This window comes from Bacteroides faecium (assembly GCF_012113595.1).
In the GTDB taxonomy this organism is placed as follows: domain Bacteria; phylum Bacteroidota; class Bacteroidia; order Bacteroidales; family Bacteroidaceae; genus Bacteroides; species Bacteroides faecium.
In genome coordinates, this window is record NZ_CP050831.1 from 458,302 (window position 1) to 475,486 (window position 17,185).

The following is a 17,185-nucleotide window of genomic DNA, read 5'->3' on the forward strand; positions in this document are numbered from 1 at the left end:
GAGAAGCTAAGATCACTCTCCACTTCTCCTGTCACGACAAACAACTAAAATTATTCACTATTTGATGCCGTCCAATGCTCTTTTAGCAGTAGCATTAGCGGGGTCTATAGCCAGAATTTTGCTCCAGTATTCCCTCGATGTATCCTTGTTCGCCTTCGCTTCGGCTTTCAATGCCGGGTTTTCGATAGCCAACAGATAATAATATCCGAGATAACTGTAACATTCCACCAGGGCAGCATTGTAATGAGGGTCGTTTTTACTTTCCAATAAAGTAGCCACTTCCTCATAGAAAGGCTTCGCCAATCCCTGAGTTGTTTCGGGGTCGAGTGCCGAATTGGCACGTGCCCGCCAGAAATTACCCAGATAGCTGTCCGGTGCCTCCACTGCGATAACCTGGAAAACAGAATCGGCAGATGCCAAAGCCTGTTTGCGCTCATCGACAGTGATTGTTAACGAATCAGGTTGCGTACCCGCTCCATAATAAAGTCTGCCAAACTGGAATTGTAAATCCGGAGTCTGTTTTTCTTTATCAAGAGATGAATAATATTTCTGGTAAGCACTGATCGCTTTCTTATAATCATTCTTCTGCTCGTAAGCAGCAGAGATATTCTTGTATAAATCCGTCTTTGCCGGTTCCATTTCAACCGCCTTTTCGTATTGCACCACCGCATCGTCATACTTCTTCAAATCTTCCAGTAGATGCCCGTAATACATATAATCCAAATAAGAATAATCGGCCTTGTCGCACTCATTAAAGAAAATATCCGCAGCCTTTATCGCTTCGTCAAAACGTTTCAAGTCCGTATAGTTATACATTGCCAACCGGTTGAACGCAGCGTGGCGGGGATTCTTCTGCAAGCCCATGTTCGCCACTTCGAGCGACTTTGCAAAATCATGGTTCAGGAACAAGGCAAACGCATACTTCACCAAATCCTCTTCGGTTGCCGTCGGCCCCATGGCAAAACGCGAATAAGCGTCCGCCGCTTTACTAAAATCATTCTTCAAATAATAAATCTCTGCCAGTTTTTTGTCTACTGCTGTGTTGGACGGTTCCAGTGCTTTCAATTGATTCAGCTTTTCAATGGCAAGGCTTGCGCTCGCCGACTTATAAATATCCGCATACTTCAGATAAGCATCCGCACATTTCGGGTCGAAGTAAATAGCCTCTTCATATTTTTGAGAAGCAAGACCCGCATTTTTCTGTTTCACGGCAATATCCCCTTCCAATACGGAAGCCATGGGCGACTTGCCATCCGCTTTCCTCGCAAGAGCAGCATATTCCTGAGCTTCGGTGAGTTTGCCGGCATCCAGATAGGCATCTCCGACAGCCACCAGAAGTTCCACATTCTTCTTATTCTTTCCTTTTATCAGATGTTCAGCTTCTTCGGCAGCCTGTGCCGGATTCGTCTGAATAGTTTCCTTCAATTTTGCAACGCCTGCCTGCCATTCGGCATCGGGTGATTGCGCGTAGAGCGACCCAACTGCTATAAACGCTCCAGCTAAAAACATTTGTACTCGTTTCATGATAGTCTCTAATTTTAGTTATTATTCGTCTTTCACATGGACAATACGCACCGGCTGTGTAGCCGGAACAAGTCCGGATTTCAATATGATCCGCTGCCCCTTGTCGGATGTCATAAAAGAAGTGAATCCCCAGGGCAGCCCGTTGCGGGGATCATTCAGGATTGCGTAAATCGGACGTGCCAACGGATAGTTGCCGTAATACAGATAAGCCTGATAAGGTTTATAACTGTTTTCGGGAGTCGCCACATCCTCGGCACTCACCGCCATCACTCTGATTTCTTCCTTGAAAGAAAGGTTGGTGGTATCACTGCGGTTGCCCAGCCAGTTCACCCCGATTACACCTATCGCTTCGGGATTCTTCGCTACAAAATCTATCACCTGCTGATTAGTCTTCAAGGCACTCACATTCTCCGCAGCCAGCGGTTTCCCGCCACATACGGAATCCATCGCAAAGCGTACGGTACTCGAATTCTTATTGTCGAACACTACCTGAATCTCCTTCAAGCCTGAACGTGGATTCACCTGTTTCCAACTTTTCGCTTCTCCCGTCAGGATACGGCGGAAATCACGTACACTCAACAAAGAATCCGGATTCGCACGATTCACAATCAATGCCAATGCATCGGTAGCCAACTTAATCTCGCGGGGGTAGAACTTACGGCTGTGAAACGAATTCATCTCTTCTTCAGTCAGTGTCCGGGTTGCGATTGCCAACCGGACACTGTCTTTCAGAAGTAAATTAATCGCTTCCACTTCCGTTGTGTAGCGAGGGACAATCCCGGCCAGAGGATACAGGCTCTCGAACACATCGATTTCTTCCTGTACAATGGGCTCGAAACTTTCATCCGCCGCAATAGCTATCACACCGGACGAATACGTATCCGTCGGTCCCTCTTTCGATTTAGAGCGGCAAGCACTTAATGCCAGCAGCAAAACGACTCCTATCAGCCAAAATTGTCTTTTCATCATCTTTTTATTGTAATCTGAACATTACCGGGACGGTGAACTTCACACGTACCGCTTTACCATTCTGCTTACCCGGAATCCACTTCGGCATGCTCTTTACCACGCGTACAGCTTCCTTATCCAGATAAGGGTCTACACCACGAGCCACATGCACATCTGAGATAGAACCATCACGCTCCACCACAAACTGTATAATGACACGCCCTTGCGTTCCATTCTCCTGGGCAATCGTCGGATATTTGATATTCTTACCCAGATACGACATCAATTCCTGTTGTCCACCAGGGAAAGCAGGCATCTGCTCTACCATATCGAATACCTTTTCCGGCTCCGGCGCAGCCTGTGTCACCACCTGCTTCAAGTCCGCGATGTCCTTACCATTCGCTTCGTCATTACCTTTCACGTCGGCAATGGAGATAGACACCTTTGTAGAAGTCAACTCTTCCTGACTCTTTATCTCATTATCCTCATGCACCTCTTCATCCTTCTTGATGACAGGAGCCGTAAACTTGATAGAACTCTTCAATGCAGGCGGGGGAGGCGCAACAGGTTCCACCCGTTTCATCTCTTCCTGTTTGATTTCCGGTTCTGCCAGTTTCGACAGAGTAGTGACCTCCGTCATTACTTCTTTCTGTTTCGGAGTTGCCAACTTCACCAGCGTAGGAATCGTAAACCCGATCAATGCGATGACCAATACGGCCAGCATCGCCAGATTATGCCGTTTCGTTGAATTGGCGCGCATCTTATAAGCGCCATACGCTTGATTCTTGCCTTCAAAAATCAGTTGACACCATTCCGAAGAAGTTAAATCTATTTTTGCCATTTTACTTTTCTTTTTTAGGTGTTACATCATTTATCGGCAAGGTTCTGCGACAACTGTCCCTTAGCATCGAAATTCTTAATCAAGAACTCGTCCGCCTCGGCAATGTCCGTAATCACATACTTACCTATATTGCATATCTGCATTTCGTCCAGCGCGTCAATCAGATTCATATAAGAAGCATCATCCGTCGCCTTGATAATCACGGTCGGCGTATCTTTTCCGCTCTTAATTTCGGAAACCTGTTTGCGGTATTCCTCCTCGGAAATCTTTAAGTCCAGCTTCTGCTGCTTCAAAGCTCTCACTTTGTTCACGGCAGCCGCATTCTTCTGAAGAAGTACGGCACGTATGCCGTCCGGTGTGTAACTAGTCTCTTTCAACGAAGTATAATCCTTGTAGTTCGGTTCCCCTTCGTAGTAATAGAGCTTGTTATCCGCTCCCAGCAATAATGTAATTGCCTGCGAAGCCTTCACCATACTCTTCTGTTGTTCAGTAATATTCTTGTCGTTGCTCGGCATGCTTATCTCCATCGTCTGAGGTTTGCTCAGGGTGGTACAAAGCATGAAGAAAGTAATCAGCAACATATTCATATCCACCATCGGGGTAAAGTCCACCCTTACGGCAAATTTCTTCTGTTTGCTCTTTCCATTTTTTCCGCCGCTCTCTTGTACTTCAGCACTCATTCTGTTTCCTCCTTTTTATTCTTCAGATTCCGCTTTGAGAGAAGTAATCAGATTATACCGATTCTCTCGCAAATCCTGAAGTGAGTTCATAACGTTCTTTATCACTGAGTATGGAGTCGAAGCATCTGCCTTGATAGCGATACGCAAGTCAGCGTTGGCAAGACGTGCATTGCGCACCCATGACTTAAACTGATTGTCGGTACTATCGCAGGGAATCCCTTCATTCTTGAGAATCTTGTCCCGTTGTTCTTCGGGCAGATCCAGGTATTTCTGCATACTTCTGATAGGCACTCCGAAAGTTGAAGCCAATGTAAACCGCTTCTCCTGCTCGGGAGTAAACTTAATGCCATACTCTTCACCCATGCTCTCCAAAACAGCCTGCATATCCTGCTGTTTGTCGAGGCTCATAAATATTTTTCCGCTTGGATCCACCAGAATCTGGAGCACGTTTGTCTCCGGGATTTTGATTTCCGATACGGAAGCCGGAGTGTTCACCTGCACCGGTTCTTTCTTCACAAATGTTGAAGTCAACATAAAGAAGGTCAGAAGCAGTACGGTAACGTCACTCATAGCAGTCATATCTATGAACGTACTTTTCTTTTTAATTTGCGCTCTACCCATGATTAATAGATTTTAAAGGGTTCGCAGAATTAGTGAGTAGCAGCAAAAGTTTGCACGATAGAGAATCCGACTTCGTCTAGCCCGTAAGTCAGTTTGTCAATTTTGTTAGTGAAGTAGTTGTAAGAGATAACAGCCAGAGCACCGGTCAAGATACCGAAAGCAGTGTTAATCAAAGCCTCGGAAATACCTTGCGACAATGCCATGGAGTCGGCACCACCACCGGCAGACAGAGCGGCAAACGAACGGATCATACCGATTACAGTACCGAGCAATCCCATCAATGTACCCAGTGTGGTGATGGTAGCGATAATCGGAAGATTCTGTTGCATCATAGGCATTTCCAGCGCGGTAGCTTCTTCCAGTTCTTTTTGGATAGCCAGCAGCTTTTGTTCTTTAGGCAAAGCAGTGTTCTTTTCCATTTCTTCATACTTGCGCAAAGTAGAAGTAACGACATTAGCAACAGAGCCCTGTTGCTTGTCACAGATTTCCTGTGCTTTCTTAATATCTCCGGCAGCCAGGGCAGCTTTGATATTAGCAACGAATTTAGCTAAAGAACCTTTTCCGAAAGCAGAGCGGAGAGCAAAATAGCGTTCGATACTCAATGCGAGCACGGTCAACAACAGTGTCTGAATGACAGGCACAATAATACCACCTTTGTAGATAGTACCCAGAAAGTTTCCGGGCAACGGATGGTTGTTCGGATCATTGTTCATAAAGTTGGACGGATTTCCCAACAGGAAATGGTAAATACACACTGCCAGAATAAAACAGCAGATAATTACGATACCGGCATTCTTTATACCTACAACTTGAGTTTTTTTAGTAGTTTCCATAATAAGTTTTTTGTTAAGATATTAATTTTAGTTATTTAGAAAATTTCAAATGATTAGACACACTGCGCTACAGACCCTGCGACTTTTTGAACATAAAAAAGGCGCACAGTTCATACAGAGGTACGAAAAGTAAATTAATACGAGTAAAAACGGGGTAAGAATACTAAATAAGGATACGTCTTAGAGCGAACACATAGTAGTCGCTGCAGATAATGGAGTAATGTGGATCCTTATCCGAATAATAAGATTTACTTTGATCTAATACAAGTGAGTTTTCTCTTAACAAGAAGAACTTATGTATAACGTCTTTTAAAGAGTCATTTATTTCGATGATTCTACGCAGACGATAGTTATTAGCATTTGATTCAGTTACCGGTTTAAAGCCCAATTCTACGTCCGAAATAGACAAAGACTGAGAGTTATCATAACCCACAGAGTGACTATTGACAGAAGAGCGTTGATTAGTACCGGAAGTTGATTCGGAGAATTGACAAGAAGAAGAAGCACATGCTGAAATACAAGAAGATGAATTCCCGGCATTCCCACTTATGCTAAAAGATAGCATCAGCAGAAGAAAAGCTAATATGAATTTCGGGGAAGCTTTCATTGTATTTTAGTTGTTTATTATTGTCCTTTTGACATTCGGCGACAAATGTAGCAATTAAATGCATATGTTTGTCGTTGTTCACATCATTTAAACTATTAAGTTTAACTCTACTATTAGAACAAGCCTGAGAGAGTTTTGTTCTTTAAGAAAGTAATTTTATGTCTTAAAAAAGATTTAATACTTAGAGACGAAGTAAAAAACTAAGTGTAGAAATATATAAATGCAGAAATTAATACGGAAGATGTATAAATATAGAAGGTGTATAAATACAGAGGGTGTATAAAAACAGAGGGTGTATAAAAACAGAGGGTGTATAAAAACAGAGGGTGTATAAAAACAGAAAGCCCCTTGATTCTTTATGAATCAAGGGGCTTCTTCAAAAACGGCGGCTACCTACTCTCCCACTGTTACGCAGTACCATCGGCGTGACGAGGCTTAACTTCTCTGTTCGGAATGGGAAGAGGTGGAACCCTCGTGCTATAACCACCTGAATAAGGTTATGACATGATGAAAAAGTAAAATTTAAGTGTATTACTGCTGTTTCTGTATCCCGTTTCTGTGTCAGTAATCTGCTAAACGTATATATCGCGCCCCGTACAGGTTCGAAAGAAAGTGAACGGGCAATTAGTAATGCTCGGCTATGATGTTACCACCTTTACACCTGCATCCTATCAACGTCATCGTCTTTGACGACCCTAAGAAATCTAATCTTGTGGCTGGCTTCGTACTTAGATGCTTTCAGCACTTATCCAATCCCGACTTAGATACCCAGCGATGCACCTGGCGGCACAACTGGTAAACCAGCGGTCAGTCCAACACGGTCCTCTCGTACTAGTGTCAGAGCCACGCAAATTTCATACGCCCACGATAGATAGAGACCGAACTGTCTCACGACGTTCTGAACCCAGCTCGCGTGCCACTTTAATGGGCGAACAGCCCAACCCTTGGGACCTTCTCCAGCCCCAGGATGTGACGAGCCGACATCGAGGTGCCAAACCCCTCCGTCGATATGAGCTCTTGGGAGGGATCAGCCTGTTATCCCCGGAGTACCTTTTATCCTTTGAGCGATGTCCCTTCCATACGGAAACACCGGATCACTATGCTCTAGTTTCCTACCTGATCGACTTGTATGTCTCCCAGTCAAGCGCCCTTATGCCATTACACTCTACGGACGGTTACCAATCGTCCTGAGGGCACCTTTAGAAGCCTCCGTTACACTTTTGGAGGCGACCACCCCAGTCAAACTACCCACCAAACAGTGTCCCCGCATCTACGGGTTAGAACTCAAATAATCAAAGGGCCGTATTTCAACAGCGACTCCACAAATACTAGCGTACCTGCTTCAAAGTCTCCGGCCTATCCTACACATCAATTACCCAAATTCAATGTTAAGCTATAGTAAAGGTTCACGGGGTCTTTTCGTCCCATCGCGGGTAATCGGCATCTTCACCGATACTACAATTTCACTGAGCTCACGGTTGAGACAGTGTCCAGATCATTACACCATTCGTGCAGGTCGGAACTTACCCGACAAGGAATTTCGCTACCTTAGGACCGTTATAGTTACGGCCGCCGTTTACTGGGGCTTCAATTCAATGCTTCTCTTGCGATGACATCTCCTCTTAACCTTCCAGCACCGGGCAGGTGTCAGGCTGTATACCGAATCTTTCAATTTTGCACAGCCCTGTGTTTTTGTTAAACAGTTGCCTGGACCTATTCTCTGCGCCCTACGTTGCCGTAGGGACCCTTTATCCCGAAGTTACAGGGTCAATTTGCCTAGTTCCTTAACCGTGAATCACTCAAGCGCCTTAGTATATTCAACCCGACTACGTGTGTCCGTTTACGGTACGGGTACCTTAATGATTAAGTTTAGCGGATTTTCTTGGGAGTATGCTTACACGCACTATTGGATTGTTCCGAAGAACGCTCCATACTATCAGGTTCGACTCTTGCGGTGGATTTGCCTGCCACAATCAACGTCTACACCCTTCAACGGACTATTCCGTCAGTCCGCGGCGCTATCACTGCTCCGTCTCCACGTCACTCATTAAGGTAGTACAGGAATATTAACCTGTTCTGCCATCGGCCTCACCGTTCGGCTGAGCCTTAGGACCCGACTAACCCTGATCCGATTAGCGTTGATCAGGAAACCTTAGTCTTTCGGCGAGGGGGTTTCTCACCCCCTTTATCGTTACTTATACCTACATTTGCTTTTCCACACGCTCCAGCAAAGCTCACGCTTCACCTTCGACGCAGAGTGGAATGCTCCCCTACCGATCATTACTGATCCCATAGCTTCGGTAAATTGCTTAATGCCCGATTATTATCCACGCCAAACTCCTCGACTAGTGAGCTGTTACGCACTCTTTAAATGAATGGCTGCTTCCAAGCCAACATCCTAGCTGTCTTAGCAATCTGACTTCGTTAGTTCAACTTAGCAATTATTTGGGGACCTTAGCTGATGGTCTGGATTCTTCTCCTTTCGGACATGGACCTTAGCACCCATGCCCTCACTCCTGTGATAGAACTAATGCGCATTCGGAGTTTATCAAGACTTGATAGGCGGTGAAGCCCTCGCATCTTATCAGTCGCTCTACCTCACATTAGTAACTCACAAGGCTGCACCTAAATGCATTTCGGGGAGTACGAGCTATCTCCAAGTTTGATTAGCCTTTCACCCCCACCCTCAGGTCATCCGGAAGCTTTTCAACGCTTATCGGTTCGGTCCTCCAGTTAGTGTTACCTAACCTTCAACCTGCCCAAGGGTAGATCACTTGGTTTCGCGTCTACTCCTTCCGACTAATCGCCCTGTTCAGACTCGCTTTCGCTTCGGCTACACATTTTGAAATGCTTAACCTTGCCGGAAAAAGTAACTCGTAGGTTCATTATGCAAAAGGCACGCCGTCACTTCTTACGAAGCTCCGACCGCTTGTAGGCGCATGGTTTCAGGGACTATTTCACTCTTCTATTCGAAGTTCTTTTCACCTTTCCTTCACAGTACTGGTTCACTATCGGTCTCTCGGGAGTATTTAGCCTTACCGGATGGTCCCGGCAGATTCACGCAAGATTTCTCGTGTCCCGCGCTACTCAGGATACCACTACGCTTAGTTTAGCTTCATATACAGGGCTATCACCGTCTATGGCCGTTCTTTCCAGAACGTTCTATTCACTAAATTTCATGCGATGTCGTGGTCCTACAACCCCATAAATGCCGTAACATCTATGGTTTGGGCTAATCCCCGTTCGCTCGCCACTACTAGGGGAATCATTATTATTTTCTTTTCCTACAGGTACTAAGATGTTTCAGTTCCCTGTGTTAGCTTCCAACTAAGTTGGATGACATTCCTTCAGAATGCCGGGTTGTCCCATTCGGAAATCTTCGGATTAAAGGTTATTTGCACCTACCCGAAGCTTATCGCAGCTTATCACGTCCTTCATCGCCTCCGAGAGCCAAGGCATCCGCCATGCGCCCTTGCTTACTTTCTTTCAAACTGACTTCTTAGCGTATGGGGGACTGCTTGCGCAGTCTTGATACGTTAAGAACGTACGGTTCGATATATACTTTTAGCTCTTTACTAAAATTTTACTTTTTTGTTTTCATCATGTCAAAGATCGTTTTTCCTGTCCGTTTCCGGTTCTTATGTGTCCGTTTCCTAGAAAGAGTGGAGAATAACGGATTCGAACCGTTGACCCTCTGCGTGCAAGGCAGATGCTCTAGCCAGCTGAGCTAATCCCCCAAGAGGTTATTCAAGAATTCTGTTTTTGCTTTCGCTTTTCTTTTTGCTTTCGCTTTCCTTCATTCTTGAGCTTGGTAGTCCCAGGCAGAGTTGAACTGCCGACCTCTACATTATCAGTGTAGCGCTCTAACCAACTGAGCTATAGGACTAGTTCAACCTTGTCTACCTTAGTTAGACTCGGCTTCTTTTTTTCTCTTGTTTATCTCTATCTATATTATCTATAGATGGTTGATCTATATTTTATAAATAAACAAGTACCAGTAGTACAATAAAAACAGAACCTGAAAGTCATTTGCAACGACATCGCTCCAGAAAGGAGGTGTTCCAGCCGCACCTTCCGGTACGGCTACCTTGTTACGACTTAGCCCCAATTACCAGTTTTACCCTAGGACGCTCCTTGCGGTTACGTACTTCAGGTACCCCCGGCTTTCATGGCTTGACGGGCGGTGTGTACAAGGCCCGGGAACGTATTCACCGCGCCATGGCTGATGCGCGATTACTAGCGAATCCAGCTTCACGAAGTCGGGTTGCAGACTTCGATCCGAACTGAGAGAGGTTTTTGGGATTAGCATCCTGTCGCCAGGTAGCTGCCTTCTGTACCCCCCATTGTAACACGTGTGTAGCCCCGGACGTAAGGGCCGTGCTGATTTGACGTCATCCCCACCTTCCTCACATCTTACGACGGCAGTCTCTCTAGAGTCCTCAGCATGACCTGTTAGTAACTAAAGATAAGGGTTGCGCTCGTTATGGCACTTAAGCCGACACCTCACGGCACGAGCTGACGACAACCATGCAGCACCTTCACACCTGCCTTGCGGCTATAATGTTTCCAATATATTCAGGTGCAATTTAAGCCCGGGTAAGGTTCCTCGCGTATCATCGAATTAAACCACATGTTCCTCCGCTTGTGCGGGCCCCCGTCAATTCCTTTGAGTTTCACCGTTGCCGGCGTACTCCCCAGGTGGAATACTTAATGCTTTCGCTTGGCCGCTTGCTGTATATCGCAAACAGCGAGTATTCATCGTTTACTGTGTGGACTACCAGGGTATCTAATCCTGTTTGATACCCACACTTTCGAGCCTCAGTGTCAGTTGCAGTCTAGTGAGCTGCCTTCGCAATCGGAGTTCTTCGTGATATCTAAGCATTTCACCGCTACACCACGAATTCCGCCCACCTCTACTGTACTCAAGACTGCCAGTTTCAACTGCAATTTTACGGTTGAGCCGCAAACTTTCACAACTGACTTAACAATCCACCTACGCTCCCTTTAAACCCAATAAATCCGGATAACGCTCGGATCCTCCGTATTACCGCGGCTGCTGGCACGGAGTTAGCCGATCCTTATTCATATGGTACATACAAAAAAGTATACATACTCAACTTTATTCCCATATAAAAGAAGTTTACGACCCATAGAGCCTTCATCCTTCACGCTACTTGGCTGGTTCAGGCTATCGCCCATTGACCAATATTCCTCACTGCTGCCTCCCGTAGGAGTTTGGACCGTGTCTCAGTTCCAATGTGGGGGACCTTCCTCTCAGAACCCCTATCCATCGAAGACTTGGTGAGCCGTTACCTCACCAACTATCTAATGGAACGCATCCCCATCTCATACCGAAATTCTTTAATAGTCCCATCATGCGGTGGGACTATGCTATCGGGTATTAATCTTTCTTTCGAAAGGCTATCCCCGAGTATGAGGCAGGTTGGATACGTGTTACTCACCCGTGCGCCGGTCGCCATCTTTTCTATTGCTAGAAAAATGCTGCCCCTCGACTTGCATGTGTTAAGCCTGTAGCTAGCGTTCATCCTGAGCCAGGATCAAACTCTTCATTGTAAAAGTATTGTTAATCAGCATTGCTGCTGGTTTTTGCTCTGTTCAGGATGCCGTACAAAATTTATTGACTCTTTTCAATTACCTGTGTTTCATATGTATTGCTACATTGGAAACAAGTATTGACGGTTCTATTTTTTAACTTGTACTACTTGTATTGTTTATCAATATTTCAAAGAACTTGTTGCTTTCGTTTTAAAAGCGGGTGCAAAGGTAAGAGGTTTAATTTTAACTACCAAACTTTTTCGGAATTTTTTTTGTTTTTCTTTTCAACTCGTTTCTCAGGCTCTCTTGCGAAAGGGAAAGAATAATTATAAAAGAAAAGCTAAAACCGTTTTCTTTGCGAATCGGACTGCAAAGATAAGAACTTTAAGTTATATCTTCCAAACTTTATCGGAAGTTTTTTGTTCTTATTTTTAAGCTGTCTCTCGCTTTATCACTAAGTCATTTTGTCAAGGCTTTCTTCTCTTGGAAAGCGGGTGCAAAAGTAGTCCGTTTTGGTATATACTCCAAATATATTCAACGCTTTTTTCTAATTATTTTTGCATGTTTATGCTAACTGGCTGATTGATAAGTATGTTGTAGAGCATATTTTTTTAATATGAGGTGGAGTGTGCGCGGGAACGGACTAGGAAGGACACCTTATTATATTCACACGTGCGCGTAATGCGCGCGAAGAGATTAAAGACCGGGAAGAAAAAAAAGAACGGAAATTGCAGGAGAAAAAAAGGATATTTAGAAAAAACAAGAGGATACCCGTAAGGGAAAAGTTGGGTATCCTCTCTAGGAGACAAACCAAACAAACTACTTTCACAAGCTGTCTGCCGGTTCGCGACCTCCGTCATATACACTGGTAGGATTACGAAAACTGATTCGTCATTATGTCATACGTACGACAAAATTATGAATCCGGCGCATACGGATGATTTTATCCGATTTACGCAATTCAACTCAGAGTTATTCAAATTATTGGATTTATTGAATTTATTGTTTTTATTGAATTCATTCAAAGTATTCATCGCTCCGCAGATTGACTCCATTACTCCGAAGATTGACGCAAATTAACCAGCTCTGCCCATTTGTTCAGACTCAAGTCAATGCCACCTTTCTCCAAGGAATGGAGAGAGGAAAGCAAATATTTAATTATACGTTCAGGATTACTGCACTGAGCATAAGCTAGATCGCCAAGGGCATAACGCAGACGGGAAATTTGGATATAGTCTATCTGGGTACAGTTTTCATCCATTGAGCACTCATACAGGTTTTCAAGGATTTCACGCGCCTGGCTCTGTTCAGAACTGGTCAGTTCGCTTATGGGCTTGTGCATGATAGGATGCTGCATCAAGCGGATGATGTTCTCTTTAAAATCAATGTCCATCGCCTTTTTGTTTTGTTCCGCATCAGTTCCCGATGGTGCGAGGGTTTATATATAAAAAAGAGCGCAGGAACTATCTACCCATGCCCTATATAAGGTATCCGCTAAGACCCCTTTTGTGAACATAAGCGATAGCCCCACGCCCAATTGAGTATATAACAAAGTATATAGACAATAGTGCGCGAGACCTGTCACTTATTCCATTCACAAAAGTTAAAAATTAGCGGATTTTTATATAGAATGTAATAAATAACCGTTCTCAATAAAATTATCAAAAACTTACTTTCTTCGCTAGAAAGTAAACTACGACAAAAGTAGCAATAAATATCTATCAAACAAACGATATTGACAAAGAAATGAACATGGACAATGAAATTATTTCGTATAGATAGGAAATAGCTTTCGAATATTTTAAATCAATAGCTATTGAGCGTTCGCCCTGCTATGGGTAAGGTATAAAAAACGCATTCCAGAATATCCGGAATGCGTCATTATTCTATTATTATTTACCTTAATCCGACATGGCCCACTCCCAAAAAGGAACAACTGACACGTCCCCGTATGTTTCCTTTTGATTGTAAGTAAGGAGAATTTTTCTCTCAAGCATCACATTTTCCAATTCAAATCCATTCAGCTCACGTTTTAAGTTTGCTTCATTCAACTCGTAACATACTTGGAAGCCGTATGCTTTTCCCTGTTTATAGGCTATAAAATCACATTCAGTCTTACTATTGTCAAATGAAATGTTCTCATAGTGCTTATTCTTCAGTTCATTATAAGCCAGATTTTCCAAAGCGCTTCCGCTTTGCGGGGAATAGCGAAATACATTGGCTGACACCAGACCGTTATCTATGAAATAACACTTATGCTGGGAACGGGAAGTTTCTTTCAGGGAATAGGAAAAGTTACGTACATCCGTACAAATATAGCTGTCACACAAAAAGTTGAGATAGGATGAAATCGTATTCTCATTACTTTTCAATGCCTTTCCCACAGCAGGTATGGAAAAACGGCTACCCATATTCTGCATCAGATAGTTGACCAGCCTGAAAAACAAATGGGTGTCGCGTATACCGCTGTAAACGATGCAGTCTTTCTGCACAATGGACTCGAAATAACTTTTCAACAGCTCCTGTTTGATGTCTTCATCAGCATCCTCCAACACTATTTCAGGGAAACAGCCGGTAGAAAGAAGGCTGTCCATCATGCGCAGGACTTTCGGTGTCTGGGCATAGCAATCCAGCAGAGTCATAATACCTTGCGAGCGGAAGGCTTCCCGAATGGAGAACGGACGCACTTCATTCTCGAAATAACGGCCGGACAGCAAACTGGAAAAACGGTTTTGCAACAGTTGCGAATTGGAGCCGGTAATATATATCTTTTCAAACAGTTCGTTGTCATAGGCACTTTTTACAAATATCTCCCAGTCGCACAGATGTTGTATTTCGTCAAGGAACAGATATTTCACCTTTTCCCCGGTCATGCGTTCCGCATTTTCTATCACACCGAACAACTTGGAAGAATCGTCCCAAAACGGGATAAACTGTGGGTCATCCAGATTGAGGACCAGAATGGATTTACCATCTATTCCTGACTGTAACAAGTCATTAATCAGCAACTTGAAGACAGTTGATTTTCCGCAACGACGTACTCCGGTCAGGATTTGGATATGACGCATTTTTTTCTTCTTCAGCAAGTTTTCCATAATGTCCCTCCGGCATAAGTGTTCAAAAGTTTTGCCGTTCCATTGGGCATTCTGGCGTATCAAGGTCTTTTCCATACTACAATGTTTTTTGTGATAGATTGCAACTAGTGCAAATATAAGAAGATTCTCCATTTTACCGAAACATACTTAGGTAAAAATGAAAATTAACTGAAACATACTTAGGTAGAATAGTTCTTCAGGGCACCCGCTCAATAATCTCTACATGTTATCTTTTTGCTCTGTGGGTGGTATAATTCTTTGAATACCTAGTATTTCATCTCTGTATTTCTCATCCCACCCGCATAGTTTTCTTTTCCCTGCTATCCCTATCTTCTTTTTACTTTGCTTTAATAAGATAAGAGCCATTTTGCACATGAGTGAAAAGTTAACTGCTGCATTATCCGTTTTTCTAGTGTAATCTTCTCTAAAGGAAACATCTAATTGCCAATGCAAGTTATTTTCCACTTGCCAATGTGACCTGACCGATTCCAGAATCAATTTCGGATCTTGTGGCAAAGAAGAAATATAGCATCTTGTTTCTGTGGTTGGTTCTGCATTGCCAACCTGCCTGACGCATGTTATTTTCGCTATAGTTTTTATCCCCTTCCAACCGGCATAAAAATGCTCCGGGTAAAAAGCGGCATCACAAACACATTCTCTGTATTCTTTTCTGCCATGACCGTCATTCTGTTGGAAATAGCTTTGCTTATAAGGTAGATAAATCCGGTCTTCTTCTGTGAGCAGAGAGAATATCCGAGCTTTGAGTTTCTTCTGATTGTCTTTGACGCACAGGATATAATCCGCTTCTGCATTTATAATTGTCTCTGTTATTGTTTTTTGACAACCAACAGCATCAATGGTCACAATACACTGTGTCAGGTCAAGAGCCTTTATCAGTTCAGGGATAGCAGTTATTTCATTGGATTTTCCATCCACTTTTTGTTGCCCCAGACAAAGGCCATTGCGTACGGCCCATGCACTGACCATATATAAACGATCTTTCATCCCATGACCCTTTGAATGGGAAGTTGGGCATACAGCCTTGCCATCTATAGCAACGACACCGGGAAGCTGACTGCAAATATCATTAATCCAAAGGCGGAAAATTTCTTCAAACCATTCAATATCTAACAAAGTGAAAAAACGGTTGAAAGTATCTTCTGAGGGAATACCTGATAAATGAGGAAGACGGTTCTTGAAATATTCTTCATGACTATTACCAAATATTTCTATTTCATTCCAGGTTTCAGCACCACAAAGAACTGAAACCATCGCAATAAATACGATTTCTTCGACCGTATACACTTGGTTCTTTTCACTACGAACATCAGGAACATAAGATGAAAACTCTTGTAGGTTCATATGGCGATATAGTTTGAGATTGTAGAACAAATATAGGCATAGAACAACACAGGAAAAAAGGTTTTATAGGTTTTTCAGAGAGAAGATGAAAAAAAGTCAAAACTATGTAGAGATTATTGAGCGGGTGCCCTGATAGTTCTTACTCTAAAAAAGCTACTAGAAACGATTTTTCAAAATCATTTCTCATATTCTCATAATTACAGGATAATTACATATTAATCAATCAGATAACACTATGAGAAATAAAATCAAATACGGCATTTCTCATACTTTTTTCACCATTTTACCTTAAAAACAGTGCATTTCTCATACGTTTATCAAGCATTTCTCATAAGAAAAGTAACACTTCTGAAACGAAAGAATCATTAAACAGCAACATATTTAAAGGTAAACATGAAGTCATGCACCGCTTAATTACATATTATCAAGCGGTACTTTACAACACACAAAGCAGACGTCAAGAGGTCATCCCACTAATATCCGGACATCTTTCCTTAGGCATCTATATATCTTCCCTTACTCATTGTCAAGGGCTCACTAGTGTGAACAAATAGGCTAACAGTTGTAAATAGACATGTCTACATATGTGAACATATAAGCTCACAGTTGTGAGCCCTTTCACATGATTAAGGGAAAACAGAAGAATACTTAAGGATTGACATACAATATACAAAGGCTGACATATAATATATAAGGAACCGACATATAATATATAAGGAGCCGACGTATGATATATAGGAGAAAAAAGGATAAAAACAGCTACTTGAAACCGAGACAAACATAAAATTATAGGCTATACGAAGCAAATAAAGCACAAAAAGCAGTCGACATGGAGTATGTTGACTTATCACAAGAAAACACATATTATACTGATTATAAATATATTATATATTAAAAATAAAAAATCAGTATGAGAGTAAAAGTTACTATCAGGGAGAGACAAGTCCCTGCTCCCATAGCTGAAACCACGATGAACAAAGGGATTCAAACGATTTATGAGAGTATGAGAGCAAAACTTAATAAAATATTTCTTGGTAGAAAACCCTTTCCGCACGCTGCTCTTAGTGAACAAAGAGATAAAGCGTGGGAAAGGGCAAATGTGATGTGATATGATTTAA

At 43.0% G+C, this 17,185-nt stretch carries 11 protein-coding genes, 2 tRNA genes and 3 rRNA genes; 1 reads left to right on the forward strand and 15 read right to left on the reverse strand.

Annotated features, from left to right (window positions below):
• Positions 1 to 57 precede the first annotated feature (57 nt).
• The 15 genes from BacF7301_RS01855 to BacF7301_RS01925 all read right to left on the reverse strand — a co-directional run bounded on the left by BacF7301_RS01855 (position 58) and on the right by BacF7301_RS01925 (position 16,067).
• Positions 58 to 1,524: a tetratricopeptide repeat protein gene (locus BacF7301_RS01855; RefSeq protein WP_167959714.1), complete on the reverse strand. Its 1,467-nt coding sequence runs from the start codon at positions 1,522 to 1,524 to the stop codon at positions 58 to 60.
• Between the two features lie 21 nt (positions 1,525 to 1,545).
• Positions 1,546 to 2,493: a PstS family phosphate ABC transporter substrate-binding protein gene (locus tag BacF7301_RS01860; protein WP_167959715.1), complete on the reverse strand. Its 948-nt coding sequence runs from the start codon at positions 2,491 to 2,493 to the stop codon at positions 1,546 to 1,548.
• Positions 2,494 to 2,497: 4 nt separating this feature from the next.
• Entirely contained in the window at positions 2,498 to 3,313 is an 816-nt protein-coding gene (locus BacF7301_RS01865) for an energy transducer TonB (protein WP_167959716.1), read from the reverse strand.
• A gap of 26 nt (positions 3,314 to 3,339) precedes the next feature.
• Positions 3,340 to 3,993: an ExbD/TolR family protein gene (locus tag BacF7301_RS01870; protein WP_167959718.1), complete on the reverse strand. Its 654-nt coding sequence runs from the start codon at positions 3,991 to 3,993 to the stop codon at positions 3,340 to 3,342.
• A gap of 15 nt (positions 3,994 to 4,008) precedes the next feature.
• Positions 4,009 to 4,614, reverse strand: a complete 606-nt coding sequence (locus BacF7301_RS01875) for an ExbD/TolR family protein (RefSeq protein WP_167959720.1) — start codon at positions 4,612 to 4,614, stop codon at positions 4,009 to 4,011.
• Between the two features lie 29 nt (positions 4,615 to 4,643).
• Positions 4,644 to 5,447, reverse strand: coding sequence for a MotA/TolQ/ExbB proton channel family protein (locus BacF7301_RS01880; RefSeq protein WP_167959722.1), 804 nt, complete (start codon positions 5,445 to 5,447; stop codon positions 4,644 to 4,646).
• A gap of 163 nt (positions 5,448 to 5,610) precedes the next feature.
• Positions 5,611 to 6,054, reverse strand: a complete 444-nt coding sequence (locus BacF7301_RS25880; RefSeq protein WP_167959724.1) for a DUF8440 family protein — start codon at positions 6,052 to 6,054, stop codon at positions 5,611 to 5,613.
• Between the two features lie 380 nt (positions 6,055 to 6,434).
• Positions 6,435 to 6,545, reverse strand: a 5S ribosomal RNA gene (gene rrf / locus BacF7301_RS01890).
• 113 nt (positions 6,546 to 6,658) lie between these two features.
• Positions 6,659 to 9,540: ribosomal RNA gene (locus tag BacF7301_RS01895) — 23S ribosomal RNA — on the reverse strand.
• 177 nt (positions 9,541 to 9,717) lie between these two features.
• Positions 9,718 to 9,791, reverse strand: a tRNA-Ala gene (locus BacF7301_RS01900).
• Between the two features lie 72 nt (positions 9,792 to 9,863).
• Positions 9,864 to 9,940: transfer RNA gene (locus tag BacF7301_RS01905), tRNA-Ile, on the reverse strand.
• 163 nt (positions 9,941 to 10,103) lie between these two features.
• Positions 10,104 to 11,628, reverse strand: a 16S ribosomal RNA gene (locus tag BacF7301_RS01910).
• The 16S, 23S and 5S rRNA genes sit together here with 2 tRNA genes alongside, the layout of an rRNA operon.
• 1,036 nt (positions 11,629 to 12,664) lie before the next feature.
• Complete coding sequence (locus BacF7301_RS01915; protein WP_167959726.1) at positions 12,665 to 13,003, reverse strand: hypothetical protein; 339 nt, start codon at positions 13,001 to 13,003, stop codon at positions 12,665 to 12,667.
• Positions 13,004 to 13,511: 508 nt separating this feature from the next.
• Positions 13,512 to 14,780 carry an ATP-binding protein gene (locus BacF7301_RS01920; RefSeq protein WP_167959728.1) on the reverse strand — a complete coding sequence of 423 codons (1,269 nt, stop codon included), beginning with the start codon at positions 14,778 to 14,780 and terminating at the stop codon, positions 13,512 to 13,514.
• Positions 14,781 to 14,924: 144 nt separating this feature from the next.
• Positions 14,925 to 16,067, reverse strand: coding sequence for an ISAs1 family transposase (locus tag BacF7301_RS01925; protein ID WP_167959730.1), 1,143 nt, complete (start codon positions 16,065 to 16,067; stop codon positions 14,925 to 14,927).
• 910 nt (positions 16,068 to 16,977) lie between these two features.
• Between BacF7301_RS01925 and BacF7301_RS01930 the strand changes: the two genes are divergently transcribed.
• On the forward strand, positions 16,978 to 17,175 hold the full coding sequence (locus tag BacF7301_RS01930) for a hypothetical protein (protein ID WP_167959394.1): 198 nt from the start codon (positions 16,978 to 16,980) through the stop codon (positions 17,173 to 17,175).
• Positions 17,176 to 17,185: the final 10 nt, after the last annotated feature.

Bases quoted from the DNA above. Each gene is read 5' to 3' on its own strand.
- BacF7301_RS01925 (WP_167959730.1), bottom strand. From the start codon at position 16,067: ATGAACCTACAAGAGTTTTCATCTTATGTTCCTGATGTTCGTAGTGAA.
- BacF7301_RS01880 (WP_167959722.1), bottom strand. From the start codon at position 5,447: ATGGAAACTACTAAAAAAACTCAAGTTGTAGGTATAAAGAATGCCGGT.
- BacF7301_RS01855 (WP_167959714.1), bottom strand. From the start codon at position 1,524: ATGAAACGAGTACAAATGTTTTTAGCTGGAGCGTTTATAGCAGTTGGG.
- BacF7301_RS01875 (WP_167959720.1), bottom strand. From the start codon at position 4,614: ATGGGTAGAGCGCAAATTAAAAAGAAAAGTACGTTCATAGATATGACT.
- BacF7301_RS01930 (WP_167959394.1), top strand. From the start codon at position 16,978: ATGAGAGTAAAAGTTACTATCAGGGAGAGACAAGTCCCTGCTCCCATA.
- BacF7301_RS01920 (WP_167959728.1), bottom strand. From the start codon at position 14,780: ATGGAAAAGACCTTGATACGCCAGAATGCCCAATGGAACGGCAAAACT.
- BacF7301_RS01865 (WP_167959716.1), bottom strand. From the start codon at position 3,313: ATGGCAAAAATAGATTTAACTTCTTCGGAATGGTGTCAACTGATTTTT.
- BacF7301_RS01915 (WP_167959726.1), bottom strand. From the start codon at position 13,003: ATGGACATTGATTTTAAAGAGAACATCATCCGCTTGATGCAGCATCCT.
- BacF7301_RS25880 (WP_167959724.1), bottom strand. From the start codon at position 6,054: ATGAAAGCTTCCCCGAAATTCATATTAGCTTTTCTTCTGCTGATGCTA.
- BacF7301_RS01860 (WP_167959715.1), bottom strand. From the start codon at position 2,493: ATGATGAAAAGACAATTTTGGCTGATAGGAGTCGTTTTGCTGCTGGCA.
- BacF7301_RS01870 (WP_167959718.1), bottom strand. From the start codon at position 3,993: ATGAGTGCTGAAGTACAAGAGAGCGGCGGAAAAAATGGAAAGAGCAAA.